The sequence below is a fragment of the Burkholderia sp. NLJ2 genome, from assembly GCF_049487195.1.
GTDB lineage: Bacteria > Pseudomonadota > Gammaproteobacteria > Burkholderiales > Burkholderiaceae > Burkholderia > Burkholderia pyrrocinia.
The window spans coordinates 865,417-890,679 of the sequence record NZ_CP137809.1; the positions used below are offsets into that span (position 1 = coordinate 865,417).

The window sequence follows — 25,263 nt, forward strand, 5'->3', positions numbered from 1 at the left end:
GCCCGGTTCGGCGCGCCGGCGCTGGCCGGCTAGCGACTGTTCCCGTAATACGCTGCGCCGTACTGCATGCGTTCGAGCGGCATGTCGTTCATCAGCACGCCGTTGAGCCGCACGCCGCCATTGCGCAACCGATTCGCGGCATCGACGACCTCCGTGATCGGGCTGCGCCCGTACCGCAGGATCAGCAGCGACACGCCCGCGTAGCGGCAGATCAGCACCGGATCCGTCACCGCCAGCACCGGCGGCGTATCGATCACCACGAAGTCATAGGCCGCACTGCACTCGTCGAGCGTCGCCTTCAGGCGATCGGACAGCAGCAGCTCGGCGGAATTGAGGCTCTCCGCGCCACGCGGCAGCAGGTCGACGCCCGGCAGCACGTCGCGCACGATCGCATCGGTGAGGCTCGCGCCGCGGATCACATCGGTGAGGCCCGGCTCCCGCGCGATGCCGAGCGCTTCATGCAGGTGGCCGCGCCGCAGGTCACCGTCGATCAGCAGCACACGCTTGTTCCCGCTGGCCAGCACCGCCGCGAGATTCTGCGAGATGAACGACTTGCCGCCGGCCGGGCGCGGCCCCGTGAGCGCAATGATGTTGTTGGCCGCACCGCCGAGCCCGAACTTGAGCGCCGTGCGCAGGCTCCGGATGCCTTCGATCGCGATGTCCTCCGGCGAACTGGTCGCCAGCACGCGCGCACCGTCGCCGACCTTGCGGCGAATCAGCCGCGACAGGCGCCGCTGCTCGGGGCTCCGCGGCACCACCGCGAACACCGGCACGCCGAGGGCCGACTCCACGTCTTCGCTCCTTTCCACGCCGCCGACGAAGATCCGCCGCGCAAACGCGGCCATCGTGCCTGCCACGAGGCCGAGCAGCGTCGTGACCGCGACGATCACGGAGCCTTTCGGCCACACGGGCGTTTCCGGCTCGGCCGAATCGTCGACGAGGCGAACGTTGCCGATCTGGGCCGCCTTCGTGATCCGCAACTGCTGGGCGCTGTCCAGCAGGTTCATGTAGAGCTCGGTATTCACGCGCACGTCGCGCAGCAGGCGCACGGCTTCCTGCTCGGTGTTCGGCAGACTCGCGATTCGGCTGTTCAGCTTCTTTTGAGTCTCGTCGACCGTGTCGATCCGCGCGTCGATCGACTGCATGGCCGGGTGCCCTTCGGCAAAGCGCTGCCCGAGCTCGGCACGATCTTGTCGCAGCACCTCCAGCTTCGTCTGGTTGTCCACCACCTGCTGCAGCAACAGCTTCGACTCCTCCGCCATGTCGGTGGCGCCTTTCTTGTTGCGGTAATCGTTGTAGCGCGTTTCCGCCGCTTCGAGCTGCTTGCGCAACACCGGCAACTGCTCGTCGAGAAAAGTCAGCGCGTGCTCGGCGTCGGCGGATTTCCGGTCGATGTTCTGCTTCAGGTACGCGTTCGCGATGGCGCTCAGGATGAGCGACGTGCGCGTGGCATCGGGGCCGTCCAGCGACATCTTGATGATGTCCGCCTGCTTGCTCTTGTCATCGAACGCGAGTGCGGTCTGGAGCTTGGCAGCCGCCTTCAGCGCGGAGGTCCGGACCAGCCGGAACTGGGTGCCGGGCCGGGCGGCCAGCCGATCGACCCGAAGGGCGATCGCGCCGGCCTGCGACAGCTCGCCGGCCTTGCCGTGCAGCACCGCATTGCCGTCCGGGTCCAGCAGTTCGTAATGCCCGTCCTGCCCGGCCACCAGCGTGTAGCGCTTTTCATAGGTGTCGCGCGGCACGTCGAAGCGCGACACGTCGATCCGCTCGCCGCCCCATGCAAACCTCGACATCCAGAGCATCGGCGGCGCAAGGCCGTCGCCGGCATGGCGCCGCGCGATCGCCGCGCCCACCAGCGGGACATATCGCGGCAAGGCCGTGATCTCGAGATGCAGCTCGTCGACGGCCGCCATCACGACCTTGCGCGACTTGATCACCTCGATCTCGGCGATGGCCGACTGCTTCGTGTCGAAGACGGACGCGAGCTGCCCGAGCATGCCCTGGGTCGAATTCACGCCGTCCTCGATCTGGAACATCGCATCGGCTCGATACACCGGCTGCGCGACGAACACGTAGCTCGCGCCGATGCACGTTCCGGCAAGCGTGCACAGGACGACAGCCTTCCAGCGCTCCCGGAGCACCGAGAGGTACTCGGACAAGTCGATCTCGTCGTCGCCTGTCAGCGAAATGCGGCGGAGTTTTTGAGTCACTTCCATGACGGTTATCGTGTAGGTTGGCCAATGATGTCGAGCCAGTACGTCAGCGCTCGCTGGATGTCGGCGAGACAGGCCGTCGTGGCCGCGCGCCCGAGGCGGAACGGGTCCGCGATATCGATTTGCTGCTGGTGCCCGAGCCGGTACACCTTCCCGGTCGAGAACGGATTCGCCGACTCGATACGCTTGCATTGCTCGCGCGTCATCGCGAGCACGATGTCTGCCGAGCGAATCAGCGCCGGCGTCAGCGGCGCGGAGACGTGCGCGCCGATGTCGACGCCGACCTGCGCCATGACCTCGAGCGCATCGCGGTCCACTTCCCTGCCGGGCCGTGCGGTCAAGCCCGCGGTCACCACCTGAAGCGCGGGCAACGCGCGCTTCAGCAGCCCCGCGGCCATCGGGCTGCGGCAGATGTTGCCCTCGCAGACGACCAGGATCATGTCCATCATTTCGTGATGAGCGCGCCGGTCAGGCCCGCGGTGATGCCCGGCAGCAGCAATTGCAGCACACGGCTGAAGCGGACGAGGCCGTTGCCGCCGACGTAGACGATGTCGCGCGGCTGCAGCTCGAACTGGTTGGCGAGCACCATCGACACCGGGGAGTGCGCATCGAGCTGATACACCTGCGCGCCCTCGGTCTGTGCGCCGCGAATGACGAAGACCTGCGCGGCATCCGCGCTGGTGGAGTTGATGCTGCCTGCCTGGGACAGCGCGTCGCTGAGGTTCAGGCCGCCCGACCTCATGAACAACGCAGTCGTGGGCTTGTTGACTTCCCCCATCACGAACACGCCGTTCTCGTCGCGCGACACGACACGCAGCAGATCGCCGTTGCGCAACTGGATGTCGGCAGGATTGACACCCTTCGCGATCAGGCGGGCCAGGTTGAGATCGTAGGTCGCGCCGTCGCGAATCAGCGTCATGCGTCCTTCGTCGGCCGTCGGTAGAAAACCGCCGGCCCGCGAAACCGCCTCATAGAGCGTCATCGGGATGTCGTTGACCGGCTGCGCGCCCGGCGTCTTCACTTCGCCATCGACGTAGACCTGCTGCGACCGGTACGACGCCACGCGCACCGTCAATTGCGGCCTCACGAACACCTTCGATAGCCGCTCGAGCATCGCCGCGCGCAGCGCGTCGACGGTCAGGCCTGCCGCGTGCACGCTGGCGATATACGGAAACTGCAGGTTTCCCGCGCTGTCGATCACGAACCCCTGCGACGGATCGTTCGGACGGCTTTGCGGTGTGCTCGGCTGCGGCCCCAGCGCCGCACTGATCTCGGGGTGGTCCCACACCGTGATCTGCAGCACGTCGCCCACGCCGAGGCGATACGGCGACGGCTTCGCGATGAGCGGCCGCACCTGGTCGACGCTCTGGCGCCGGTCCGCGTCGCTGATCTGCCGGATGAGTTGCAGGTCGACCGGAATGATCGGCACTTCTATCGACTTCTCCGGGCCCGACGGGCTCGCGCTCGTCGCCACCACGCTAGGCGAGTGCGCCATGCGCATCCCGGGCGCGACCGTGCATGCCGGCAGGACACTGCAGAGCGAAATGCCCGCGAACCATACCTGCCATCGCATGCGGCCGCGCATCCCTGCGACAGCCGATGCCAACGCATTCATCAACGATAGTGCGCGTCTCGAAATCATGGACATTGCTCGAATTCTGGTCGAAACCGGCGCTGTTCAATGCCAGCCGGATTCGATACGGATCATCTGGACGGATTCCGACGCGATCTCGCCGGGCAGTAGTGCGCCACCGTGCGGCACATGCCTGCGACGGAATCGACTGCGCGCCCGGTCAGGCGCTGCGGCTACGGCCTCACACCAGCGGCATCGCCCGCAGGCAGGCCCCTTGCCGCGAACGTTCGCGCGCGGCTACGACGGACCGGGCACGGCGCGCTCGCCGCCTGCCGTCCCGGCTCGGCCCTGCGCTCGGTAGTCGGCAAGCGCATCAAGTCCTCCGAACCGCGAACGATCGACGGCAGATGCACTCTCGCGCGGATAGGTTCGAATTCTGGCGACGCGAATAGGCATGGTGATTCCCCCGTATTTAATCTAGGCCGGGCGCGTGCGGCGCACTCGATGTAGTTATCGATATCCACGGCGGCCACGCTTCGGCCGCACGCCCGCATCGCGGGCACTTCCGATCACGCGACCGCATGGAGCGGACGCGGCCTTCGGACACGGCAGGCACTGCCGGCCAGGCCTCGCGTCACGTCCGCACACGACGACGCACCTCATCAAGCAGGATGTATGCCAAACGGTTCGAGCGGTGCGCGACACCGAAGCACGCCGCGAATCCGGTACGCGTGCGCGGCACGCGGGACAGCCGACGCGTTCGCCGCTGCGCGTGCACAGCGGACTCGACGGCCGTCGGGCGAGCGTGCCGTTACGTAACACGTCCGGCGCAAGCGGCGCGAGCGTTACGTAACAATCGCCGCGATGATGAACCGGGATCGCACGGATCGTCCCCGGCACACACCGTCCGCAGCGCGGGGAGATGGCATGAGTATTGCGACGGGTGACGAATGTATTGGCGGATCGTCCGACCGGCGCCGGCGCGCGATCGTCGCCGACCGGACGACGCGCCCCTCGCGGCCGGCTGGCCGGCCCCGCATCTCGAAGACCAAACGTATGTCGAACCTCAATCGCGCCATTCGCACGAGCATCTCGATCAATTTCGTCGGGCGCTACAGCAACATCCTCGTGCAGCTGCTGGTGACGGGCACGCTTGCGCGCTTGCTGAACCCGAAAGACTTCGGCATGGTTGCCGTGCTGTCCGTGCTCGTCACGTTCTTCTCGTTTCTCAGCGAAATGGGATTGGGACCGGCAATCGTGCAGTTCCAGCAGTTGCGTCGCGAACAGCTCGCGACGCTGCAATGGCTGACCGTGCTGGTCGGCAGCGCGCTGGCCGCGATCTTCATGCTCGGCGGCCCGTTCCTCGCCGCCTTCTACCGGGAACCGCGATACACCGGGATCTCGCTCTATCTCGGCGCCACCATCGCACTGTCGTGCTGGGGCATCGTGCCGTTCGCGCTGCTGCGCAAGGCCCAGCGCTTCCGTGCGATCGTCGTGATCGAAGTGGCGGCGGCGCTGCTGTCGGGCACCGTCGCGATCTGGAGCGCCTGGAGCGGCGGCGGCGTCATTGCGCTTGCGATCAAGAGCACGTCGTATGCGGCGTTCATGCTCATGTTCTCGTTCTTCGCGTGCCGCTTCAATCCGTTGATCCGGCCGGACTTCCGCGGCCTGTCGACGATCCTCGCCTACTCCGGATACCAGTTCGTCTTCAATCTCATCAACTACTTCACGAGAAACCTCGACAAGCTGATGATCGGCCGCATCATGGGTAGCCACGCGCTGGGCCTGTACGACATGTCGTATCGGCTGATGCTGATGCCGATCTCGAATCTCACCCAGGTCGTCTCGCCCGCGCTGCAGCCGATCTACGCGGCCCGACAGCAGCAGAAGGACACGATCTTCTCGTCCTATCGCGACGTCGTCCGCGTGCTGACGATCGTCGGCGGATACGCCGGCATCGGCTGCTTCGTCTGCGCGCCGGAAATCATCCACCTCGCGTACGGCAGCAAGTGGAGCAGCGCGGTGCCGATCTTCTCGGTGCTGAGCCTGTCGATCGTCGTGCAGGTCGTGCTGTCGTCGATCGGCGCGATCTACCAGGCGCTCGGGCGCACCGATCTGCTGTCGCTCTCCGGCGCGCTGTCCGCCGTCACGAGCATCGCGGCGATGGCGCTCGGCATTCACGCGGGCGACCTGGTCGTGTTCTCGTGGCTGCTGGCCGGGAGCTTTCTCGTCAACGCCGTGCAGGGCTTCCACATCCTCGCGCGCTACGGGTTCCACCGCTCGCTGCGCGACCTGTTCGGCCCCACGACGCCCTGCATGATCGGCATCGCAGGCATGCTCGCCGCATGCCATGCCGGCCTCGCGCCGGCCGCGAACACCGCGTTTCAGCCGCTCGTGCTCGCCGCCAAGATCGCCGGCGTCACGCTCGCCTATCTCGGCTGGGTGAAGCTGACGGGCGACCTCGATTTCTTCTGCCAGACGGTGCTCGGCCGCCCGCGAGCCGGCACGGCGCGGCGCGGCGCACGCAGCGCCGCCGGCGAAACCAACCCCACCCGGCCGACGTGACGCGCCCGAGCGCGCCCGCCCCGACCGACCTTGCACGCTGGAACTCACATGCCGCTCATTCGTCGACTCTTCCTTGCGATCATCGTGATCCGGTCCGCGCTCGATGTCGTGTTCGGCGCGTTGCGCCTGGACGGTAGCGGCTTTTCGCCGGGCGCGGTGCTCAATGCCGTCATCATCGCGGCAGGCATGTTCGTCGTGATGCGCAAGGGGATCCGGGCCCTGCACGCGCCGCTGCTGATCTGGCTTGCCTACCTCGCGTATGCGGCGCTCACGCTGTCGCGCTCGCCCGACGCCGGCGAAGGCTTCCGGCTCTTCCTCGGCCTGCTGTCGACGTACATGGTCTTCACGATCGCGTTCAATACGAGCACGCTCGCCAGCCACGCCGAGGCGCTGCTCAAGTGCATCATCTACTCGTCCTTCGCTGTGGCGCTGTTCGGCATCTTCCAGTACGTGTTCATCGACCGGCTCGCCGGGCGACTGAGCGCCACGTTCGAGCATCCGAACATCCTTGCGTTCTACCTGCTGCTCGTCATCACCACGCTCTTCTACGAACGACGGTTCCAGCGGCTCAACCGGCTACCCCGCATCCTTCCGGGACGCCTGCCGTATGTCGGGCTGCTGCTCGTGCTGCTGCTGCTGACCGAAACGCGCAGTGCGTGGATCGCCACGGCTGCGGCCTTCGCGATTTATGCAGCCCTCGCGAACCGCAAGCTGCTTGTCACGCTGGCGCTGGTCCCGGCCCTGCTGCTCGTGCCTGCCATCTCGGACCGCTTCAGTGACCTGGGGTCGTCAGGCACCGCGCAAGACGTGCATCGCGGGGTACAGATCGATTCCTATTCGTGGCGACAGCTTCTGTGGCAGTACGCGCTGGTCGATTCGGAGGATTCGCGCACGACCGGAAAAGGCCTGGGCTCGTTCCGCAGCAACTCGCGCTTCTTCTTCCCGCTGGAGGAAAGCGCCGACGCACACAGCGCCTATATCCAGACCATCTACGAAACGGGCATGGTCGGGCTGGGCCTCTACGTCGCTGTGTTCCTTGCCTTTGCGGTGGCGATCCACCGGTCGAGAACGGACAAGAAGACGGCCGCCATGGCCGTTGCGCTGATCGCCGCCTATCTGCTCGAGAGCTATTCCGACAACACGCTCTACTACCTCAGCTACAACTGGTATTTCTGGGCGTTCATCGGATGCCATCTGGGCAGCACCCTGGGCGCACGCAGGCGCATCGAAGCCGGCGTTGCAGCGCCCGCTGAAGCGCATGCCGTCGTGCTGCGGTGACGCGATGGCCTGTCACGGGCCCGCGGTGCAGAGAATCGATGTGCATGTGCATGGCCTGAATTCATGGGCCGAATCCCGCCGCGTTCCTGTGGCGGAATCAACCGGCCGACACAACCGGAATAGCTGAAAGGCATGGACATTGCTTCATGTCGTCCGATGCGCAAACGGGGGATAACGTGCAAAGGAATGAAGACAGGTATGTCGCGCTCGACGGCATTCGGGGTATCGCAGCACTTGTGGTCATGACGTTGCATCTGCCGGCGCTGTTTCCCTGGGCACGTTTCTCCCACGGTTATCTGGCCGTCGACCTGTTCTTCGTCATGAGCGGCTTCGTTCTCGCCCGTACGTATGAATCGAGATTGCTCGACCAGCGCATGACGACCTTTCAGTTCATGCGAGCCCGCTTCATCCGCCTGTATCCGCTCTATATCCTGGGCGCCCTGCTGGGCGCGCTGTCGTTCGTCATCCTGGGCCTGTTCGACGCGTGGCCCGCCGGCAGTTCGTGGGCTGGCCTCGCGAAGGTCACCGCGTTCGCGGTCGTCATGTTGCCCGTCCCGAGAGGCGGCGCCCTCTATCCGTTGAACTCGCCGAGCTGGTCGCTGTTCTTCGAACTGGTTGCCAACCTGTTGTTCGGCCGATTCGTGGCCGTCCTGTCGAATCGCGTGCTGGTCGCGGTCGTCGCAATCACGCTGATGCTGGTCGTCTGGCTCACGTCGCACGACGCGTTCAACGGCGGATGGAAAATCACGACCCTCCCGGTCGGGCTCGTCCGTGTCGTGTTCTCGTTCTCGGTCGGCGTCCTGGTTCATCGCCATACCGGCACCGTCCGCAAGCCAGGCAATGTCCTGACGCTTCTGGTCATGCTCGCGATCGCGGCGGTACTCGCCGTCGACGTGACGGGGCATGCGGAACGGATCTATACGGCCGTGGTCGTCGCGTTGCTGTTTCCCGCCATCGTGATCGTCGCGACGCGCATCGAGCCGAGCGGCGTCGTTCGCACATTCTGCAGCTACAGCGGCACGATATCGTATGGCCTGTACGTGCTTCACTGCCCGACCGGGAATCTCGTCACCGGGATCGAACAGACGGCATTGCACGCAAATGCGCGCATCGTCGGGCTTTCCGGCATCGCGTTCACGCTATGCATCGCGCTCTTCGTCCTCTGGCTCGACAGGGGCTATGACCCGGCGCTGCGCCGGGCACTCGGCCGGATCATTCCGGGTTCGGCCCGCGGCATGCGGCCCGGTTCCGCGGTCATGTAGCGAACGAAACCGGCGGCAGGCCGCCCGGCACACGACGGCACCCGGTCTGCGTCACAAGGCGCGACTGCTGCCAACGAGCTCGCCCACTGCCGGGTCGACTCGGCCTCGTGATCGAGCGGTATCGTCAGGTGAAGGCCGATTGCGCGACAGGCGACGCGATGTCGATGCCGCGTTCGCGCATCACGTCGATCGCGGCCGGCCCGCCAGCGCGATCAGTCCTGCGCAACGCACCTGCGCGGACGGCACCGCATGCGCCCGCATGGCGCTCGCCATCGGGCTGCGACATGCGGTGCCGTCGCAGACGACCGGAATGCGTTCGATCACGGCCGGGATCAGTAGGCGTTCGGATGGACGAAGCCCTTCAGCACCGTGGCGGCGACAATTTTCATGTCGAGCCCGAAGGACCAGTTGCGCAGGTAATAGAGATCGTGCTGGACACGGCCAACCATCTTGTCGAGGTGATCCGTCTCGCCGCGATAGCCGTTGACCTGCGCCCATCCGGTGATGCCCGGCTTGATCCGGTAACGATGGATGTATCCCTCGACGAGCGGCCGGTACAGATCGTCGTGCTCGATGGCGTGCGGCCTCGGCCCGACGACCGACATGTCGCCGCACAGCACGTTGAAGAACTGCGGCAACTCGTCGAGGCTGGTGCGACGCAGGAACGCGCCGACGCGCGTGATGCGCGAGTCGCCCCGGGTCGCCTGACGCACGATGCCGGCCTGTTCGGCGTGCACGCGCATCGTGCGGAACTTGTAGATCCTGAACACCCGGCCATCGGCGCCTTTCCGGACCTGCGTAAACAGCACCGGGCCCGGGGACGACAGCTTGACCGCCAGCGCGATCACGGCGAGCAGCGGCGCCAGCGCGGCGAGTGCCGCGGCCGCGAACACCCGGTCGAACAGCGCTTTCTGCATCAAGGCGCGATGCGACATCGGCGATGCAACCAGGTTGATCGCCGGCATGCCGACGAGATCCATCATCGTTCCGCCGAGCAACGCGATGCTGCACATGTCAGGCATGAAGCGGATATTGATCAGATCGTCGCCGAACGTCTTCAGCACGCGCCGGATCGTCCGTTCCTCGGAGATCGGCAACGCGAGCCAGATTTCCGTCGCGGCTTCGGCACGCACGGCCGCGGCGAACTCGGCGAAATCCGCGATCGCCGGGATGACGCCGTTGGACGATCCCGAGGGATCGTGGAGCACGACGGGGCGAAACCCGCTCGCAGGGGACAGCGCCAGCGTTTCGATTACACGCACGGCATGCGCGCCGTTTCCGACGATCGCCACCTTGCGAAGATTCAGGCCCGCATGCCTGACGCGTGCGAGCATCGTATAGGCAGCCAGGCGGATGACGATGAATCCGCATCCCGCGATCGCCGTCCAGTAGACGAACCACAGCCGCGACACCTGATCGACGCGATGCATCGCGAACAGCAGCACGAGGTTGCATGACTGCACGGCGACCCATGCAGCACTGATGCGGCTGATCATCGCGATCCACGACCGCCCGCGCCACGACTGATACACCTGAAATCCCGGAAAGAGGGCGAGCGTCAGCATCGCGACAAACGGGACGACCATCGCGTCCGGTCGGCCGAGCGAATCGTCATCGAACCGCACATGCGACGCGGCAGCTGCCCCCAGCACCACGACGAGTGCATCGAGCAGGCGCGCAATGATCGACTGAAATCCGAACATGGTTCTTCTCCAGGCGGCGCACGATGGCGCCCGTATTTGCCGTCAAGCGCGCTCGCATGCATCGTCGACGCGCACGATGTCGTCTTCGGCACGGTGCGAATCGTCGACGAACTCGAGTGTGCTCATTTCAGGCATTCCTCAACATCCGGTTTCCCGCACGCAATCAAGTGCCGGCGCCACCCGACTGTCCGCGCTTCGCGCCGATCGCCGCGCCAACGGACATGTCCCGACTGACGCCGGACGTACTCCGCCCTCGGTATCCCGATGCATCGACACCATTCATCCCGGGCGGCATCAATCCGTCGATGAATCAATCAATAAATTCGTATTCCTATATGAAATAGAATGCTCCTTTATCGAACGGGCGGTTCAATTCACGCCAGGATTCCGGACGACGGACGAACTTCTGGTTGCTTAGGCGCACGCCCCCGCGCCGCTGCATGACCGCCGCAAGGACGTGTCAACACGGTTCGGTATGACAACGGAAATGCCGCGCCCGAGCCATCCTGAATGGACGCAATTGATCGATTGAATGTCCGGAATCGACCGCTTCGCCCCCGCGTCGCGTCCGGATATCGGAGTGTGGATCTTATTCATGATTGGTCTAAACGTTATGGTATTAACTACTTCGGCACATAGCGTTTAATGCACGATCCATGCCATCGAGACGCATTCTCTTGTTGCGACGCGGAAAATCCTCGATAAACCAATGACCTATGTCCGGAATTTGAAAAGTATGAATAAATCGGAATAATCCTGTGCAACGTTTGCGCAACTGCGGCGTTCGCACACGTAACGTAACGACACGCCGTAACGCATCTGACATGAACGGCATCCGGGACGCGCAGATTGCTGCCGTTTGCATGGCAACGTGAGGGGCGTTATCGCTACCGTCGACAGGCGCATTTCTCTTCCGCGTACACCAGGCCGGGTGAGTCCGGCGCACGGCCGTGACGAGATTCCTCAGCTGATTACCCGCACAGTGCCGCCTCGCAAAACCCGAGTTCTTTCGTGGGGTGACGGCACGATGCGGATGCTCACGAGCAAGGGCTGAATCGAGGTAAGTCATTTCTCGAAGCAAGATCGGGCTTCGAGCGATCAGCTACCGGAAATATGGGGAGACATCTGAATCCTGACGCAGTATTGGCGTTTTTCCCGATTTCCACCGAAAAATGGCCGATGCAGCAAGAGAGACGTATAGCGCACTTCTTTCGTCGCTTCCGGACGATTATTTTTAATGCGTTCGCCCTTTATATCGACAGCAACATAATGTCGGTTTCACCGGCGGCCAACTCTGCGGAAGGCCCGTCCCGCGCTCACGGCTCCGGATGCGGCGCGTTCACTCCCGCTCCCGGACGGGTACGCCCATCCCGTTTCGACACGACGTCGAGATTCAGACCATCGCCTCCGCCGCCTCGGCATCGCCTGCGAGCCAGTCGTTCATCACGCGCGCATCCGCCTGCCGGTCCAGCGACAGGCACACGTCACTCAGCGCATCGACCTGCGCACGGTCGAGCGCCATGCCCGCCAGCGTACGGTATTTCGCCAGCAGCGCTGCGTCCGACAGCGGATTGCGCGGGTCGCCGAGCGCGATCGGCACGTGGCGCGCTTCCTGCCCCCCGTCCGCGCGATACAGGATCACGGTCGGCTCGTCGAGATCGCCGAGCGCCGGATCGACGTCGACCGCGATGCGCGCGAGCAGCGCGGTCACGCGCGGATCGGTGCGCCGGCCCGCGCGATACACGTCGATCCCCGTGTCGCCGAATGCAAGCGCCGCCGCCACCGCGTACGGCAGGCTCATCTGCGCGGACGACAGCGTCGACAGGTCGCGACCGCCGCACATGCGGGCCACGAACGCGCTCGCGCGCACGACCACCCGCTCGATCTCGCCGGCCTCGACGGTGCGGCCGTCCGCGAGCTGCAGCGCCGCGTCGACAGCCGCATGCGCGCTGCGGCACGATGCGTGCGGCTTGATCGAGCAGCGCATCAGCTTCCAGTGCGCGCCGAGGCCGTCGGTCAATGCGTCGGGCGCATGCGATTGCGCGGCGAACGTGTTGAAAAAGCCGCCCCACACGTCGTCGAACACGTGCGCGGGGCCGCTCACGCCTTCGCGCGCGAGCAGCGCCGCGAGCACGCCGCCCTCCGCCGCACGCCCGGCGTGCAGCCGCTTCGTCTGCGAGCCGTCGTGGATGAAGCCCCACAGGCCACCCGCGAAACTCGCCGCATGGCCGAGCGCGTCGCGCGTGCGCGCGGCGTCGAGCCCGAGCACGCGCGCGCTCGCGGCGGCCGCACCGAACACGCCGCAACTGAGCGTCGAATGCCAGCCCGCGCCGTTGTGGGCCGAGTAGCCGCCCGCTGCCTCGAGCACGCGCCGGCCGACGTCATAGCCGAGCACGATCGCCGCCACGCATTCGCGGCCCGTCACCGGGCGCCCCGCGCACGACAGCGCGGCGAGCACGGCCGGCAGCACGACCGCGCCCGAATGATCGCAGCCGCCGGAATCGTCGAGTTCGAGCGCGTGCGCGGCAATCCCGTTGACGAACGCCGCATCGCGCGCGCCCGCGGCGCGGCGCGTGCCCCACAGCGACGCGCCGCCATGCGCGACGGCGCCGGTCAGCGCACGGGCACTGCGCGTCTCGACGGCCAACGCGCCCGCCAGCGCGGCACCGAACGTATCGAGCACATGACGCTTCGCCTTCGCGACGACGTCGTCCGGCAATGCGTCGGCGGGCGTCTGCGCGACGAACGCTGCGAGCCGCGTTGCGCGCGTGTCGGATTTCATCGTCATCGCGCCGACTCCTCTGCCAAGCAGTGCGCGAACACGTCGACCGGATGTCCCGGGGCATTGACGGGCGCCTGTGCACGCCACCAGTTCGCGATGTCGCGCCCCGTCGCGAACCAGACGTCGCCCGCGTCTCGCAGATGCGCGAGCAACGCGTGCAGCAAGTCGATCCGCGCTGCCGTGCCGATGATCTCGGGATGCAGCCGCAGCACGCAGCACAGCCCGAAGCGCCGAAACCCGTCGACGTCGCGCCGCCAGTTGTCGAGCACGTCGCGATACGCCGCGATGCGCGGCTGACCGGCCGGCACGGGCGGCGACAGGTTGAACGCGAAGTACGGCTCGTCCTCGAGTTCGTAGTGCAGCGGCAGCTCGACGAGCCGCGCGCCGTCCGCGCCACCGTCGCCGCGTGGATGCACGTACGGCAGATCGTCGCCACGCCACGATGACGACCACGTGAAGCCTTCGTCGACGAGGACATCCGCAAAGCCGTCGGCCCAATTGCCGGTGAACGAGCGAAAACCTTGCACGTCGCGTCCGATCGTGTCGGCGAGCGCCGCCCGCCCGGCGCGGCACGCATCGATCTGCGCGGCGAGCGGCAGCGCGTCGAAGTCTTCGCAGCGATAGCCGCTCACGCCGAGCTCGTGGCCGGCCGCGGCGATCGCGCGCACCGCTTCCGCATGCGTTTCGGCGACGATGCCCGGGACGAACCAGCTCGCCGGAACGCCGAATGCGTCGAATGTCGCAAGCAGCCGGTCGACGCCGCGCGCCGCGCCGTAACGCCAGACCGACAGCGATTTCTCGCGGCCGACGATGCGCGGCTCGCGGGTCTGGATACCGTGAATGTCGTTGAAGTCGACCGTGATCGCGACCGCGCATCGCGCGCCGCCCGGCCATGAATGGGTCATTGTCACAGGCCGCTCCGTTGCGTGGGTTGCGCATCTCGCGCGTGCTGCGCAAGCCACCAGTCGGCCACTTCGCGGCAGCGCGCGAACCAGACGCCGTCCTGTGTGCGCATATGACCGAGCCATGCCTCGAGCAGCGCGATGCGGCCGGGCTTGCCGCAGACCTTCGGATGCAGCAGCGTCGTCAGGCACAGCCCTTCGCGATAGACGCCGTCGAATTCGCGCGTCCAGTTGTCGAGGGTCGCGTCGTAGCCGGCGATCCGGTCGAGCCCGGCCGGATAATCGGGGTTGCGGTGATACGCAAGCGACGCGTAGTCGTCGGTCTCCCAACGGCCGGGTATCTCGACGAGCGGCGGCTCGCCGGCCTCGCCGTACAGCAGGTACGGCCGGTCGTCGCCGCGCATCGAGCTCGAATAGCGCACGCCGGCTTCGCGCAGCACGGCGACCGTCGCCGCGCTCCAGTCGCCGGACGGCGTGCGGAACCCGACCGGCCGCACGCCGAGCGTACGCGCGAACACGTCGGCCGACTGCGCCATGATCTCGCGTTGCCGCCCGGGCTCGAGCGTCCAGAACGCTTCGTGCCGGTAGCCGTGGTAGCCGATCTCGTGGCCGCGCTCGACGATCGCCGCGCATTGCGCGGGCCAGGTCCGTGCGACCCACGCGGGCACGAAGAACGTCGCGGGCAGATCGAACGCCGCGAGCATGTCGAGCAAGCGGCCGAGCGCGCGCCACGGCCCGTAGCTGCCGAGCGTGAAATACGCGGGGTTGCGCCAGATCGACCCGTTCAGCATCGCGTCGCCGGTCGGGCCGTCGAGATCGAACGCGAGCGCGACGCACGCGCGCTTCGCGTCCGGCCAGCGGGGAGCGAGCGCCGCCATCGCGCGCTCAGTGCGTGCCGTTGATCATCGCCTTCGTCACCGCGTGCTCCTGCAGTCCCCACTTCGCCAGGATCTTCTGGTACGAGCCGTCCGCGATCAGCTGGTTGAGCGCCGTCGTCAGCGCGCTGCTCAGCGCGGTGTTGCTCTTCGCGACGCCGATGCCCGTGTATTGCGACAGGAACGGCTTGCCGACCGGCGCGTACGCGTTCTGCTCGAGGCTGTTCTGGTACGGCAGCGTCTCGCCGCCCTGCACGGCCACGTCGATGCGGTTCTGGCGCAACTGCATGCGCGCGTCCGACGAGCCGTCGGTGCCGACCACGACGATCGCCGGCTTGCCGGCCTTCACGCAGTTCTCCGCGCTCCATGCGGTCGTGTTGTCCGGGAACGACGTGCGCCGGCTCGACCCGACGCGCTTGCCGCACAGCGCGCCCATCTGCGCGAACTCGCCGGCGCGCGCCTTCAGCGTGTAGAACTGCGGGCCCGTCTCGATGTAGTCGACGAACGTCACCGCGTCGCGGCGCGTCGGCAGGTCGGTCATGCCGGACAGGATCATGTCGACGCGTTGCGTCGCGACCGCGCTCATCATCTGGTCGAAGCTCGTCTCGACCCAGTTCAGCTTCGCGCCCATCTTCGCGGCGAGCGCTTCGCCGAGATCGACGTCGAAGCCCGCGAGCTTGTCGGTCGCGGGATCCTTGTATTCGAACGGCGGATAGTTCGGCACGATCGCGACGTTCAGCGTGCGCTTCGCGCTCGCGGCCTGGGCGACTGCGAAGGAGGCATGAAGCGCGAGCGCGCCGAATGCGACGGCGGCCAGCGTGCGGGTCAGGACGGATGCTTTCATGGGGTGTCGCCTTGTCGTAGTGGAGTAATGGGGTGCTGCGCCGGTCTCGTTGACGGCTCGATCGATCGGGCGCTGCGGGTCGGGGCGCCCGGCCCGTTCATGCGATCACGGCCGAGATGAAATCGCGCGTACGCGCGTGCGTCGGCGCGGACAGCACCTGGTCCGGCGGCCCGCTCTCGACGATCCGGCCGCCGTCCATGAACACGACGCGGTCGGCCACCTCGCGCGCGAAGCCGAGCTCGTGCGTGACGACGATCATCGTCATCCCGCTCTTCGCGAGATCGCGCATCACGGCCAGCACTTCGCCGACGAGCTCGGGATCGAGCGCCGACGTCGGCTCGTCGAACAGGATCAGTTGCGGATGCATCGCGAGCGCCCGCGCGATCGCGACGCGCTGCTGCTGGCCGCCCGACAGCTCGACCGGAAACGCGTCGCACTTGTGCGCGAGCCCGACCCGCGCGAGCAGCGCGCGCGCTTCCTCCTCCGCTTGCGCGCGGCGGCGCTTGAGCACCTGCACGGGGCCCTCGATCACGTTCTCGAGCGCGGTCTTGTGCGGAAACAGGTTGAAGCGCTGGAACACCATGCTCGTGGCCAGCCGCTGGCGCGCGACCTGGCGCTCCGACAGCTCGTGGAGCCGGTCGCCGGTGCGCCGGTAGCCGGCCAGTTCGCCGTTGACCCACAGCGCGCCCGCGCTGATCGTCTCGAGCTGGTTGATGCAGCGCAGGAACGTGCTCTTGCCCGAGCCCGACGGCCCGATGATGCACAGCACTTCGCCCTGCGCGACGTCGAGCGTGATGCCGTGCAGCGCCTGGAAATCGCCGTACGACTTGCGCACGTCGACCGCGCGAACGACCGCGTTCGTCATGACGTTCTCCCGATGGTTGAGGGTCGTGTCGTTCATGCGCGGCCCGCCGCGCGACCCGCGCCACGTGCAAAGCGTCGTTCGACGCGCGCCTGCGCGAGCGACAGCACGGTGACGACCGCGAGATACCAGATGCCCGCGACGATCAGCAACTCGATCACGCGGGCGTTCGCGTAGTAGATGTTCTGCGCGTTGTGCAGCATCTCCGCGTACTGCACGACGCTCGCGAGCGACGTCAGCTTGACCATGCCGATCAGCTCGTTGCCGATCGGCGGCACGATCACGCGCATCGCCTGCGGCAGGATGATCCGGCGCAGCGCCTGCAGGCGCGGCATGCCGATCGATTTCGCGGCCTCGTACTGGCCGGTATCGACCGACAGCAGCCCCGCGCGCACGACTTCCGACGTATACGCACCCTGGTTGATGCCGAGTCCGAGCACCGCCGCAAGGAACGGCGTCATCACGTCGACGGTCCGGAATTCGGCGATCCCCGGGATGCCGAGCGTCGGAAACACCAGCGCGAGGTTGAACCACAGCAGCAGTTGCAGGATGATCGGTGTGCCGCGGAACAGCCAGATGTAGCCCTGCGCGATCGCGCCGAGCACCGGGTTCGACGACAGCCGCATCACCGCGGTGACGACGCCGAGCACGACGCCGAGCGTCATCGCGAGCACGGTCATCACGATCGTGTTGCCGAGCCCCGTCAGGATCGAGCGCGCGGTCAGGAACTGGCCGACGACGCGCCACTCGATCTGTCCGCGCGCGAACGCGGCGGCCACGTAGGCGAGCGCGCCAATGATCGCGATCGACGCGACATAACGACCCCAGTAACGCCGGCGCACGCGCACGAGGCCGGCGATCTCGTCTGCCGCGGCGCCAGCCGGCCCGGGTGCGCCGTCGAGACGGCGCGAATCGGATGCGCTCAGCATGACGGCCCCCGGTAGTCGGCCGCCCATGCGGCCTGGCGTTGGATCGCGTCGCTCAGGCGGCCGATCTGCTCGCGCACGCGCGCGGGCGACGTGCCGCCCGCGCCGCCGCGTGCGGCGACGGCCGCGTCGAGCGTCAGGTGCGCGCGCACCGCCGGCGCGAGGCGCGGGTCGACGGCCTGCAGTTGTTCCGCGCTGGCGTCCGCGAGCTCGATGCCGTCGCGTTCGCATGCACGCACGAGCGCGCCGGTGATTTCATGCGCTTCGCTGAACGGCACACCCGTCAGCGCAAGCCAGTCCGCGACCTCGGTCGCGAGCGTGAAGCCGAGCGGCGCCTGGCGACGCATCTCGTCGACATTCACGCGCATCGTGCGGATCATCCCCGCCATCGCCGGCAGCACGAGTTCGAGCGTGTCGATCGAATCGAACGCGGCGATCTTGTCTTCCGCGAGATCGCGGTTGTATGCGAGCGGCAGCGACTTCAGCGTCGCCAGTAGGCCCGTCAGGTTGCCGATCAGGCGCCCCGCCTTGCCGCGCGTGAGTTCCGCGATGTCCGGGTTCTTCTTCTGCGGCATGATCGAGCTGCCCGTCGCATAACCGTCGTCGAGTTCCACCCAGCGGAATTGCCGCGACGTCCACAGGATCACTTCTTCCGACAGGCGGGACAGGTTCACGGCCAGCATGCTCGCGACGAACGCGAATTCGGCGACGTGATCGCGTGCGGCCACGGCGTCGATCGAGTTCTCGCACGGCGCGTCGTAACCGAGCTCCTGCGCGGACAGCTCGGGCCGCACGCAGATCGCCGAGCCCGCCAGCGCGGCCGCGCCGAGCGGAGAGCGCGCGGTGCGGCGGTCCCAGTCGACCAGGCGGTCGGCGTCGCGATACAGCGACTGCGCATGCGCCAGCAACTGATGGCCGAACACGATCGGCTGCGCGGGCTGCAGATGGGTGAAGCCGGCGGTCACCGTGTCGACGTGCCGGCTCGCCTGCCCGACCAGCGCCTGCTGCAGGTCGAGCACGCCGCGCACGAGCTGGCGCGCCTTGTCGCGCAGGTACAGGCGCAGGTCGTTCGCCGCCTGGTCGTTACGCGAACGCCCGGCGCGCAGCTTGCCGCCGAGCGCCGGCAGCCGCTGCGTGAGCACGCGCTCGAGAAACGTGTGCACGTCCTCGTCGGCGAGCGACGGCGCGATCGCGCCGGCCGCGTAGTCGCGCGCGATGCCGTCCATCGCGGCCAGCAACTGCGCGAGGTCGTCGTCGTTCACGATGCCGGCGCGGTTCAACTCGCGCGCATGCGCACGGGAGCCCGCCAGATCGTACGGCACGAGGCGATAGAAACTCGGATCGGAGCGGGACAGGTTCTGCAGCGCGTCGGACGGTTTCGACTGGAAGCGGCCGCCCCACAGGCGTTCGATCGGTTCGGTAAGGCTCATTGCGGTCGACCTCGACTCGGTTGGATTGCCCCCACTGTAGGCATTCAATTTTTTTTGTTGTAGCGAGAAATTGACTCGGCTTAAATGGAATTTTTCTCAGCACTGTCGCCTGCGACACACTCGCCGATGCGCAACCGCCTGCCCCCGCTGAACCCGCTTCGCGCGTTCGAAGCCGCCGCCCGGCGCGGCAGCGTGTCGGCGGCGGCCGACGAACTGCACGTGACCGCGAGCGCGGTCAGCCACCAGATCCGCATTCTCGAAAGCACGCTCGGCGTCGCGCTATTCGTCCGATCAAAGGCGCGCGTGAAGCTCACGCCCGAAGGCGAGGCGCTGCTGGAACCGGTCGGCGCCGCGTTCGACATGATCGCGAACGCGACCGTCAGGCTCGATTCGCCGGCCGCCGTCGGCGATCTCGTCGTGTCGACACCGCTGTCGCTGACGTCGCGCTGGCTCGCCCGGCACATCGGCGATTTTCTCGAGCGTTATCCGGGCATCCATCTGAAGGTGATTCCGTCGAACGACGAACGCGAGATCTATTCGACGGACGTCGACGTCTGCATCCGCTACGGGGAAGGCAACTGGCGCAACCGGCACGTCGAGCTGCTCGAGCATCCGGCGCTGTTCCCGGTCGTGAGCCCGGCGTTGATGAACGGACCCGATGCGATCCGCAAGGTGCAGGATCTCGCCGGACGCACGCTGTTCTGCGAGCATGCGGGCTCGTGGATGCGCTGGCTGGCGGAAGCGAACGCCGACAAGCTGCCGGGCATCCGCATCCTCGAAATCGGCAACGCGCACATCGGCGTCGAAGCCGCGGTGCATGGGCAAGGCGTCGCGCTCGGCGACAGCCTGTCCGTGCGCGACGACCTGATCGACGGCACGCTCGTGCGGCCGTTCAGTGCCACGGTGCCGTCGCGTCATGCGTACTATCTCGTCACGCGTCACGAGCTGACCGAGACGCCGCTCGTGACCGCGTTCACGTCGTGGCTGCGAGCCTGCCTCGCGTGATGCGCGCCGTTGCTTGCGGCAGGGTTTCGGTCAGGAAACGAGATGCGCCAGGTCGTCCCACACCATGACGATGTTGTGCGACCGCCAGATCGGCCCCGCATCGATGGTCTCGCCGGCAAGCCGCGCGTTCAGCGCTTCATAAAAGGCAATCGCGGATTCGTTTCCCTTGACGACACTCAACGCGGCGCCCTGATACCGCAACCCGCTCAAATGCGTCGCGAGTTGTGCAAGCAGCATGCGGCCGATGCCGCGACGCGTGAATTCGGGATCGACATACAGGAATTTGATCTCGCCACGGCCGTCGAATATCGGTTCCGACGGCGCGCCGGCCGCCCCGATGCCGACGATCCTGCCGTCGGCCTCCGCAACGAGCACCAGCTGATCGCCGTCGTTCGACGCCAGCTTTTCCTGCCATCTTTTACCGCGATAGCGCTCGTCGAGGACGGCATGCGCTTGCGCCGGCGCGAGATCGCGATAGGTATGCCGCCAGACCTTGACGTGGAAATCGGCGATCGCCTGTGCGTCGTCGATATTGGCGGACCTGATGGATATTCCGGTCATTGAGGATTCTCTCGGGCGGCCTGGCACGCGCGGGCGCGGTGCAATACGACGGATTGTCGACGATCCCGGCAGCGATGTCGAATGACCGGTTGCGGTCAGACACGTGCCCGTCCGGCGAGCGAGGCCGCGCTCGCGAACCCGCCGCGGCCGATGCATTGCGGCGGCGCATCTCGGAGCGATTGCATTGGCCGTGCGAGGTGCCGACCTACGCGCAGCGCGTCGATCTCGACGAGATCCAGTCCGGCGATATGCACGAGCCGGCCGCGCTTTCATCCTGACGGCGGCGCCGGCCGCACGTGGCGGGAACCGGACGTCGCGTGCCGGCTCCCGCCGCGCGATACCGGGCAATCAGCCGACTTCGATGATGACTTTCAGCGCATGGGTTTGCGCCGCGCGGCCGAACGTGTCGTACGCACGCTCGACGTCGTCGAGCGAGAACCGGTGCGTGATCAGGCGCGTCGGGTCGAGGCGCCCGGCGCGCACGGTCTTCAGCAGCATCGGCGTGCTGACCGTGTCGACGAGCCGCGTCGTGATCGAGATATTGCGATCCCACAGTTTCTCGAGGTGCAGATCTGCCTTGACCCCATGCACGCCGACGTTCGCGACCACGCCGCCCGGCGCGACGAGCGACGTGCACATCTCGAACGTCGCCGGAATGCCGACCGCCTCGATCGCGCAATCGACGCCGACGCCGTCGGTCAGCTTCATCACCTCGTCGACCGGGTCGCCGGTGCGGCCGTCGAAGCAATCGGTCGCGCCGAAGCGTCGCGCGACTTCGAGCCGGTTGCTGTCCGGGTCGATCATGATGACCTGCGCCGGCGAGTAGAACTGCGCGGTCAGCAACGCCGCCAGCCCGATCGGGCCGGCGCCGACGATCGCGACCGTGCAGCCCGGCTGCACCTTGCCGTTCAGCACGCCGCACTCGAATCCGGTCGGCAGGATGTCGGACAGCATCACGAGCGCGTCCTCGTCCGCGCCGGCCGGAATCCGGTACAGGCTGGTCTGCGCATGCGGAATGCGCACGTACTCGGCCTGCGTGCCGTCGATCCGGTGCCCGAGGATCCAGCCGCCGGTCGTACAGTGCGAATACAGTCCCCGGCGGCAATATTCGCATCGGCCGCACGACGAGATGCACGAAATCAGCACGTGATCGCCCGGCTTCAGCGCGTCGACCGCGGCGCCGACCTGTTCGACGACGCCGACACCCTCGTGGCCGAGAACGCGGCCGGGTTCGCACGTCGGTACGTCGCCCTTGAGGATATGCAGATCGGTTCCGCAGATCGTCGTGCGCGTCACGCGGACGATCGCGTCGGTGGGCGACTGCAGTTCCGGCATGGGCCGCCGTTCGAGCGCCTTGCGCCCCGGCCCGTTGTAGACGAGTGCTTTCATCGCTGTTGCTCCATCGAAAGGGTGACCCATCAGCTCGTCGGGACTGGCGCATGCCGATCGTCCCGGTTTCGCCTTCACGGGCATGCGGGGCCGACGCACGCCCCCACGACGATGCCCGCCATTCGCGCCGCCAGCCACGGTTCGCGCGAACAGGGACGATGCGAGATCGCAGCCCGTGCGACGAACGTCATTCGGTATCCTGAAAGTGTGCGGATCATCGTCTTCATTTCGTCGATCCGATCGATCGGTCGGCATCGGCGTCATGCCGCCCGCCCGGTAGCGGCATCGCGACCGTCGTACTGTGCAGCCGCGGCGCACGGCTGCCGTTGATCTGGGTCAAGCGCGCGGAAAACCTGCTTCGTAGACTGGATTGCACTGGCGGATCACCCGTCGATGGAGCGATTCCGATGAGCTACAAGAGCATGGTCGTACACCTCGATACGAGCGCCCGTGCGCATTCGCGGCTCGAGTTCGCATTGCGTCTCGCCCGGCGTTTCGGTGCGCATCTGACCGGGCTGTTCGCGGTCTACACGCCGGAGCCGCATTCGTTCTACGTGATGGCCGGTTCCGCCGATTATTTCCGCGAGCATCGCGAACGGCGCGACGAACGGCTCGGCGCGCTGGAGCGCCTGTTCCACGCGGAGACGGCACGCGCGAAAGTGCCGGCTGCCTGGGTGCGTGCCGACGAGCGCGCCAATGTGGCCGTGCCGCGTGCGGCGCGCCTGGCCGACCTCGTGATCGCCGGCCAAAGCGACCCGAACGATCCCGAGAGCTATATCGACGACCAGTTTCCGGAGAACCTCGTGCTGTCTGTCGGTCGCCCGGTGCTGTTCTGGCCGTACACCGGGGAATTCCCGTCGATCGGCGAACGGGTGATCGTCGCCTGGGACGGCAGCCGGGAAGCTGCCCGCGCCGCGCACGATGCGATGCCCTTCCTCGAGCATGCGAAACGCACGACGGTCGTCGCCGTGGTCAACGGCAATTCGGAAGCGGCAACCACGCGCATTCCGGCCGCCGATGCCGCGTTGATGCTGGCGCGCCATGCGCGCGACGTCAACGTGCTCGATATCGATACCGGCACCGGCTCGTCGGTCGGCGACACGCTGCTGTCGCGCGCTTACGAAACCGGGTCGGACCTACTCGTGATGGGCGCGTACGGCCATCCGCGCTGGCGTGAACTGGTCATGGGCGGCGCGACGCGCACGGTGCTGTCGTCGATGACGCTGCCGGTGCTGATGTCGCACTGAGCCGGCCGATGCGTACGCTCGCGCGCCTCGTCGTCAATGCCGGTTCGTCGAGCGCGATCATCGTGGTGGTCGAGCCGACCGACGAAACCTGAATCGCGGCGCGCGCGGCGGTGCGCGTGCTTCGCGCCAACCGGGACGCTTGATCCAGATCAGCGCGATCGACACGCACGCGCCGATGATGATTCCATCGACATCCGTTCAAGGGACACGCCATGTACTCGCACATTCTGGTGGCGCTCGACGGCAGCGACACGTCGTCCCGCGCACTCGACGCCGCGTTGACGCTCGCGTCGGAAACGGGGGCGCGGCTGACACCCGTCTACGTCGTCGATTTCCTGGTGCCGGCCTACGACACGTACGGATACGACCCGTCGATCCTGATCGATGCCTTCCGTGAAGAAGGGCTGCGCGTCACGGACGACGCAGCGAAACGCATGAAAGCGCGCGGCGTGTCAGGCACGCCGCAGATCACCGATGTCGCGCCGGCGGGCGAAGACATCCCGCAACGGCTCGTCAGCCTCGCCGGCGAAATCGGGGCCGACCTGATCGTGATGGGCACGCATGGACGGCGCGGTTTTCGTCGCCTCGTCCTCGGCAGCGTGGCCGAGCGCGTGCTGCGTCACGCCAGGTGCCCCGTCCTGATGATCCCGGCGAGTTGCCCACCGAATGAGCCCGCCGAAACCCCTGCGGCATCGGCCGAAAAGGAACCGTCATGAGCTACAAGACCCTGCTGGTCCACCTCGACGACAGCGCGCGCTGCTCGACGCGCGTCGACCTCGCGCTCGAACTCGCGGGGCGCTGGAACGCGCATCTGATCGGCCTCTACGTGGTCTGCCAGGACCTCTTCGAACCGCTGCGACGGCCCGACGAACCGCTCAAGCTTGCCGTCTACGAGCGCCTGTGCGAGCAGCGGTGCAAGGACGCGGAGGAGCACTTCCTGATGGCCGCCGAGCGCGCGGGACGCAGCGTCGAATGGCGGGCGCCGGCAGGTAACGCGACCGATGCCGCGGTCCAGCATGCGCGACATGCCGATCTGCTGCTCCTGGGCCAGGAAGACCCCGACGACCGCACGACCTACGTGGCACGCCATTTCGTCGAGGATGTCGTGATGGGCAGCGGACGCCCGGCGATCGTCGTGCCCTGCGCGGGCGACGTGCGAACGCTCGGCGAGAACGTGCTGATCGGCTGGGACGGCGGGCGCGAAGCCGCGCGCGTGATGGCCGACGCGCTGCCGCTGCTGGTCCGCGCGCGCTTCGTCAACGTCGAGACGATCGTCCACAAGCGTCCCGATCCGGACGAGACGCCGGCAGGCGTCGACGTCGCCGCGTATCTCGAACGCCATGGCATTCGCGCATCGTTCTCGACGACGCCGCGCGAACGGTCGGTCAGCGTGGGCGCGACGCTGCTGAACCGGGCGACCGACCTGCATGCGGATCTGCTCGTGATGGGCTTGTACAGCCATGCCCGCATGCACGAGCGCGTGCTGGGCGGTGCAACGCGCACGATCCTCGAGACGATGACGGTGCCGGTCCTGCTGTCTCACTGAGCGAGCGACAACGGGACAGCCGCGCCCGGCCCTTCCCGCACGACCAGCACCGGCCGGTCCGCGGTGCGCACCAGCGCTTCCGCAACGCTGCCGAGCAACGCACGGCGACGATCAGGCCACCCGACGTGCGTGCGAGCAAAATCGCCTCGTCGAGCGCGAGCCGCGCGCTGCGGCTGCCGTCGAGTGCTGCAAAGATCCGTGCAGACATGGCGCCTCCCTGTCGTCGTCCGGTTTCGATCGGGTTGAAAAACCAGCCGGATCCCGACGGCCGCCATCCGGTTGACGCCGGTCAAGCACGCG

The 25,263-nt window shown here is 66.9% G+C and carries 22 protein-coding genes and 2 pseudogenes; 8 read left to right on the forward strand and 16 right to left on the reverse strand.

Translation table 11 applies throughout. The features are described from left to right. Positions 1–29: 29 nt before the first annotated feature. From R9B84_RS20490 to R9B84_RS20500, 3 genes are read right to left on the reverse strand one after another with little or no spacing between them, the layout of a single operon-like run. Positions 30–2,216, reverse strand: coding sequence for a polysaccharide biosynthesis tyrosine autokinase (locus R9B84_RS20490; RefSeq protein ID WP_423760191.1), 2,187 nt, complete (start codon positions 2,214–2,216; stop codon positions 30–32). A gap of 5 nt (positions 2,217–2,221) precedes the next feature. Further along, positions 2,222–2,653, reverse strand: a complete 432-nt coding sequence (locus tag R9B84_RS20495; protein WP_423760192.1) for a low molecular weight protein-tyrosine-phosphatase — start codon at positions 2,651–2,653, stop codon at positions 2,222–2,224. Positions 2,654–2,658: 5 nt separating this feature from the next. Further along, positions 2,659–3,714, reverse strand: a complete 1,056-nt coding sequence (locus R9B84_RS20500; protein ID WP_423761004.1) for a polysaccharide biosynthesis/export family protein — start codon at positions 3,712–3,714, stop codon at positions 2,659–2,661. Between the two features lie 1,128 nt (positions 3,715–4,842). Between R9B84_RS20500 and R9B84_RS20505 the strand changes: the two genes are divergently transcribed. The 3 genes from R9B84_RS20505 (at position 4,843) to R9B84_RS20515 (ending at position 8,891) form a co-directional block, all read left to right on the forward strand. Next, positions 4,843–6,351: a lipopolysaccharide biosynthesis protein gene (locus tag R9B84_RS20505; protein WP_423760193.1), complete on the forward strand. Its 1,509-nt coding sequence runs from the start codon at positions 4,843–4,845 to the stop codon at positions 6,349–6,351. Between the two features lie 48 nt (positions 6,352–6,399). Further along, entirely contained in the window at positions 6,400–7,629 is a 1,230-nt protein-coding gene (locus R9B84_RS20510) for an O-antigen ligase family protein (protein ID WP_423760194.1), read from the forward strand. Between the two features lie 242 nt (positions 7,630–7,871). Beyond that, positions 7,872–8,891 (forward strand): acyltransferase family protein, encoded by a 1,020-nt coding sequence (locus R9B84_RS20515; protein ID WP_423760195.1) that lies wholly within the window; start codon positions 7,872–7,874, stop codon positions 8,889–8,891. 124 nt (positions 8,892–9,015) lie between these two features. On the opposite strand, the gene R9B84_RS20520 is transcribed toward R9B84_RS20515, so the two are convergent. The 9 genes from R9B84_RS20520 to argH form a co-directional block, all read right to left on the reverse strand. Next, positions 9,016–9,177, reverse strand: a complete 162-nt coding sequence (locus R9B84_RS20520) for a hypothetical protein (RefSeq protein ID WP_423760196.1) — start codon at positions 9,175–9,177, stop codon at positions 9,016–9,018. A gap of 46 nt (positions 9,178–9,223) precedes the next feature. After that, positions 9,224–10,594 (reverse strand): undecaprenyl-phosphate glucose phosphotransferase, encoded by a 1,371-nt coding sequence (locus R9B84_RS20525; protein ID WP_423760197.1) that lies wholly within the window; start codon positions 10,592–10,594, stop codon positions 9,224–9,226. A gap of 1,393 nt (positions 10,595–11,987) precedes the next feature. Then, positions 11,988–13,382, reverse strand: a complete 1,395-nt coding sequence (locus R9B84_RS20530) for an MmgE/PrpD family protein (protein ID WP_423760198.1) — start codon at positions 13,380–13,382, stop codon at positions 11,988–11,990. Beyond that, positions 13,379–14,281 (reverse strand): polysaccharide deacetylase family protein, encoded by a 903-nt coding sequence (locus R9B84_RS20535; RefSeq protein WP_423760199.1) that lies wholly within the window; start codon positions 14,279–14,281, stop codon positions 13,379–13,381. Before R9B84_RS20535 ends, R9B84_RS20530 begins: the two co-directional genes overlap by 4 nt. A 2-nt stretch (positions 14,282–14,283) precedes the next feature. Further along, positions 14,284–15,156, reverse strand: coding sequence for a polysaccharide deacetylase family protein (locus tag R9B84_RS20540; protein WP_423760200.1), 873 nt, complete (start codon positions 15,154–15,156; stop codon positions 14,284–14,286). A gap of 7 nt (positions 15,157–15,163) precedes the next feature. Further along, positions 15,164–15,997, reverse strand: a complete 834-nt coding sequence (locus R9B84_RS20545; RefSeq protein ID WP_423760201.1) for an ABC transporter substrate-binding protein — start codon at positions 15,995–15,997, stop codon at positions 15,164–15,166. Between the two features lie 97 nt (positions 15,998–16,094). Continuing rightward, complete coding sequence (locus R9B84_RS20550) at positions 16,095–16,898, reverse strand: amino acid ABC transporter ATP-binding protein (RefSeq protein ID WP_423760202.1); 804 nt, start codon at positions 16,896–16,898, stop codon at positions 16,095–16,097. Next, a complete protein-coding gene (locus R9B84_RS20555; RefSeq protein WP_423760203.1) occupies positions 16,895–17,788 on the reverse strand; it encodes an amino acid ABC transporter permease in 894 nt (297 codons plus the stop codon). Before R9B84_RS20555 ends, R9B84_RS20550 begins: the two co-directional genes overlap by 4 nt. After that, positions 17,782–19,215: an argininosuccinate lyase gene (gene argH / locus R9B84_RS20560; RefSeq protein WP_423760204.1), complete on the reverse strand. Its 1,434-nt coding sequence runs from the start codon at positions 19,213–19,215 to the stop codon at positions 17,782–17,784. The genes R9B84_RS20555 and argH overlap by 7 nt, the downstream gene beginning before the upstream one ends. 126 nt (positions 19,216–19,341) lie before the next feature. Here argH and R9B84_RS20565 point away from each other — a divergent pair, with 126 nt between their 5' ends. Then, on the forward strand, positions 19,342–20,220 hold the full coding sequence (locus R9B84_RS20565) for a LysR substrate-binding domain-containing protein (RefSeq protein WP_423760205.1): 879 nt from the start codon (positions 19,342–19,344) through the stop codon (positions 20,218–20,220). A 30-nt stretch (positions 20,221–20,250) separates the two neighbouring features. Here the strand turns inward: R9B84_RS20565 and R9B84_RS20570 are convergent, their stop codons facing one another. Beyond that, a complete protein-coding gene (locus R9B84_RS20570; protein WP_423760206.1) occupies positions 20,251–20,808 on the reverse strand; it encodes a GNAT family N-acetyltransferase in 558 nt (185 codons plus the stop codon). Positions 20,809–20,915: 107 nt separating this feature from the next. Here R9B84_RS20570 and R9B84_RS20575 point away from each other — a divergent pair. Continuing rightward, positions 20,916–21,059, forward strand: a pseudogene (locus R9B84_RS20575) (MBL fold metallo-hydrolase); the annotation flags it as partial. Positions 21,060–21,129: 70 nt separating this feature from the next. Here R9B84_RS20575 and R9B84_RS20580 read toward each other — a convergent pair. Together R9B84_RS20580 and R9B84_RS20585 are read right to left on the reverse strand one after the other, a co-directional pair. Then, positions 21,130–22,170, reverse strand: coding sequence for a zinc-dependent alcohol dehydrogenase family protein (locus R9B84_RS20580; RefSeq protein ID WP_423760207.1), 1,041 nt, complete (start codon positions 22,168–22,170; stop codon positions 21,130–21,132). Between the two features lie 74 nt (positions 22,171–22,244). Beyond that, positions 22,245–22,397 (reverse strand): hypothetical protein, encoded by a 153-nt coding sequence (locus tag R9B84_RS20585; RefSeq protein ID WP_423760208.1) that lies wholly within the window; start codon positions 22,395–22,397, stop codon positions 22,245–22,247. 180 nt (positions 22,398–22,577) lie between these two features. Here R9B84_RS20585 and R9B84_RS20590 point away from each other — a divergent pair, with 180 nt between their 5' ends. The 3 genes from R9B84_RS20590 (at position 22,578) to R9B84_RS20600 (ending at position 24,963) form a co-directional block, all read left to right on the forward strand. Continuing rightward, positions 22,578–23,417, forward strand: a complete 840-nt coding sequence (locus R9B84_RS20590; RefSeq protein WP_423760209.1) for a universal stress protein — start codon at positions 22,578–22,580, stop codon at positions 23,415–23,417. Positions 23,418–23,629: 212 nt separating this feature from the next. After that, positions 23,630–24,133: a universal stress protein gene (locus R9B84_RS20595; RefSeq protein WP_423760210.1), complete on the forward strand. Its 504-nt coding sequence runs from the start codon at positions 23,630–23,632 to the stop codon at positions 24,131–24,133. Beyond that, the gene (locus R9B84_RS20600) at positions 24,130–24,963 is read left to right on the forward strand and encodes a universal stress protein (RefSeq protein ID WP_423760211.1); all 834 of its coding nucleotides are present in this window, start codon (positions 24,130–24,132) and stop codon (positions 24,961–24,963) included. Before R9B84_RS20595 ends, R9B84_RS20600 begins: the two co-directional genes overlap by 4 nt. Before the next feature lie 100 nt (positions 24,964–25,063). On the opposite strand, the pseudogene R9B84_RS20605 reads toward R9B84_RS20600, so the two are convergent. Next, positions 25,064–25,171, reverse strand: a pseudogene (locus R9B84_RS20605) (universal stress protein); the annotation flags it as partial. Positions 25,172–25,263: the final 92 nt, after the last annotated feature.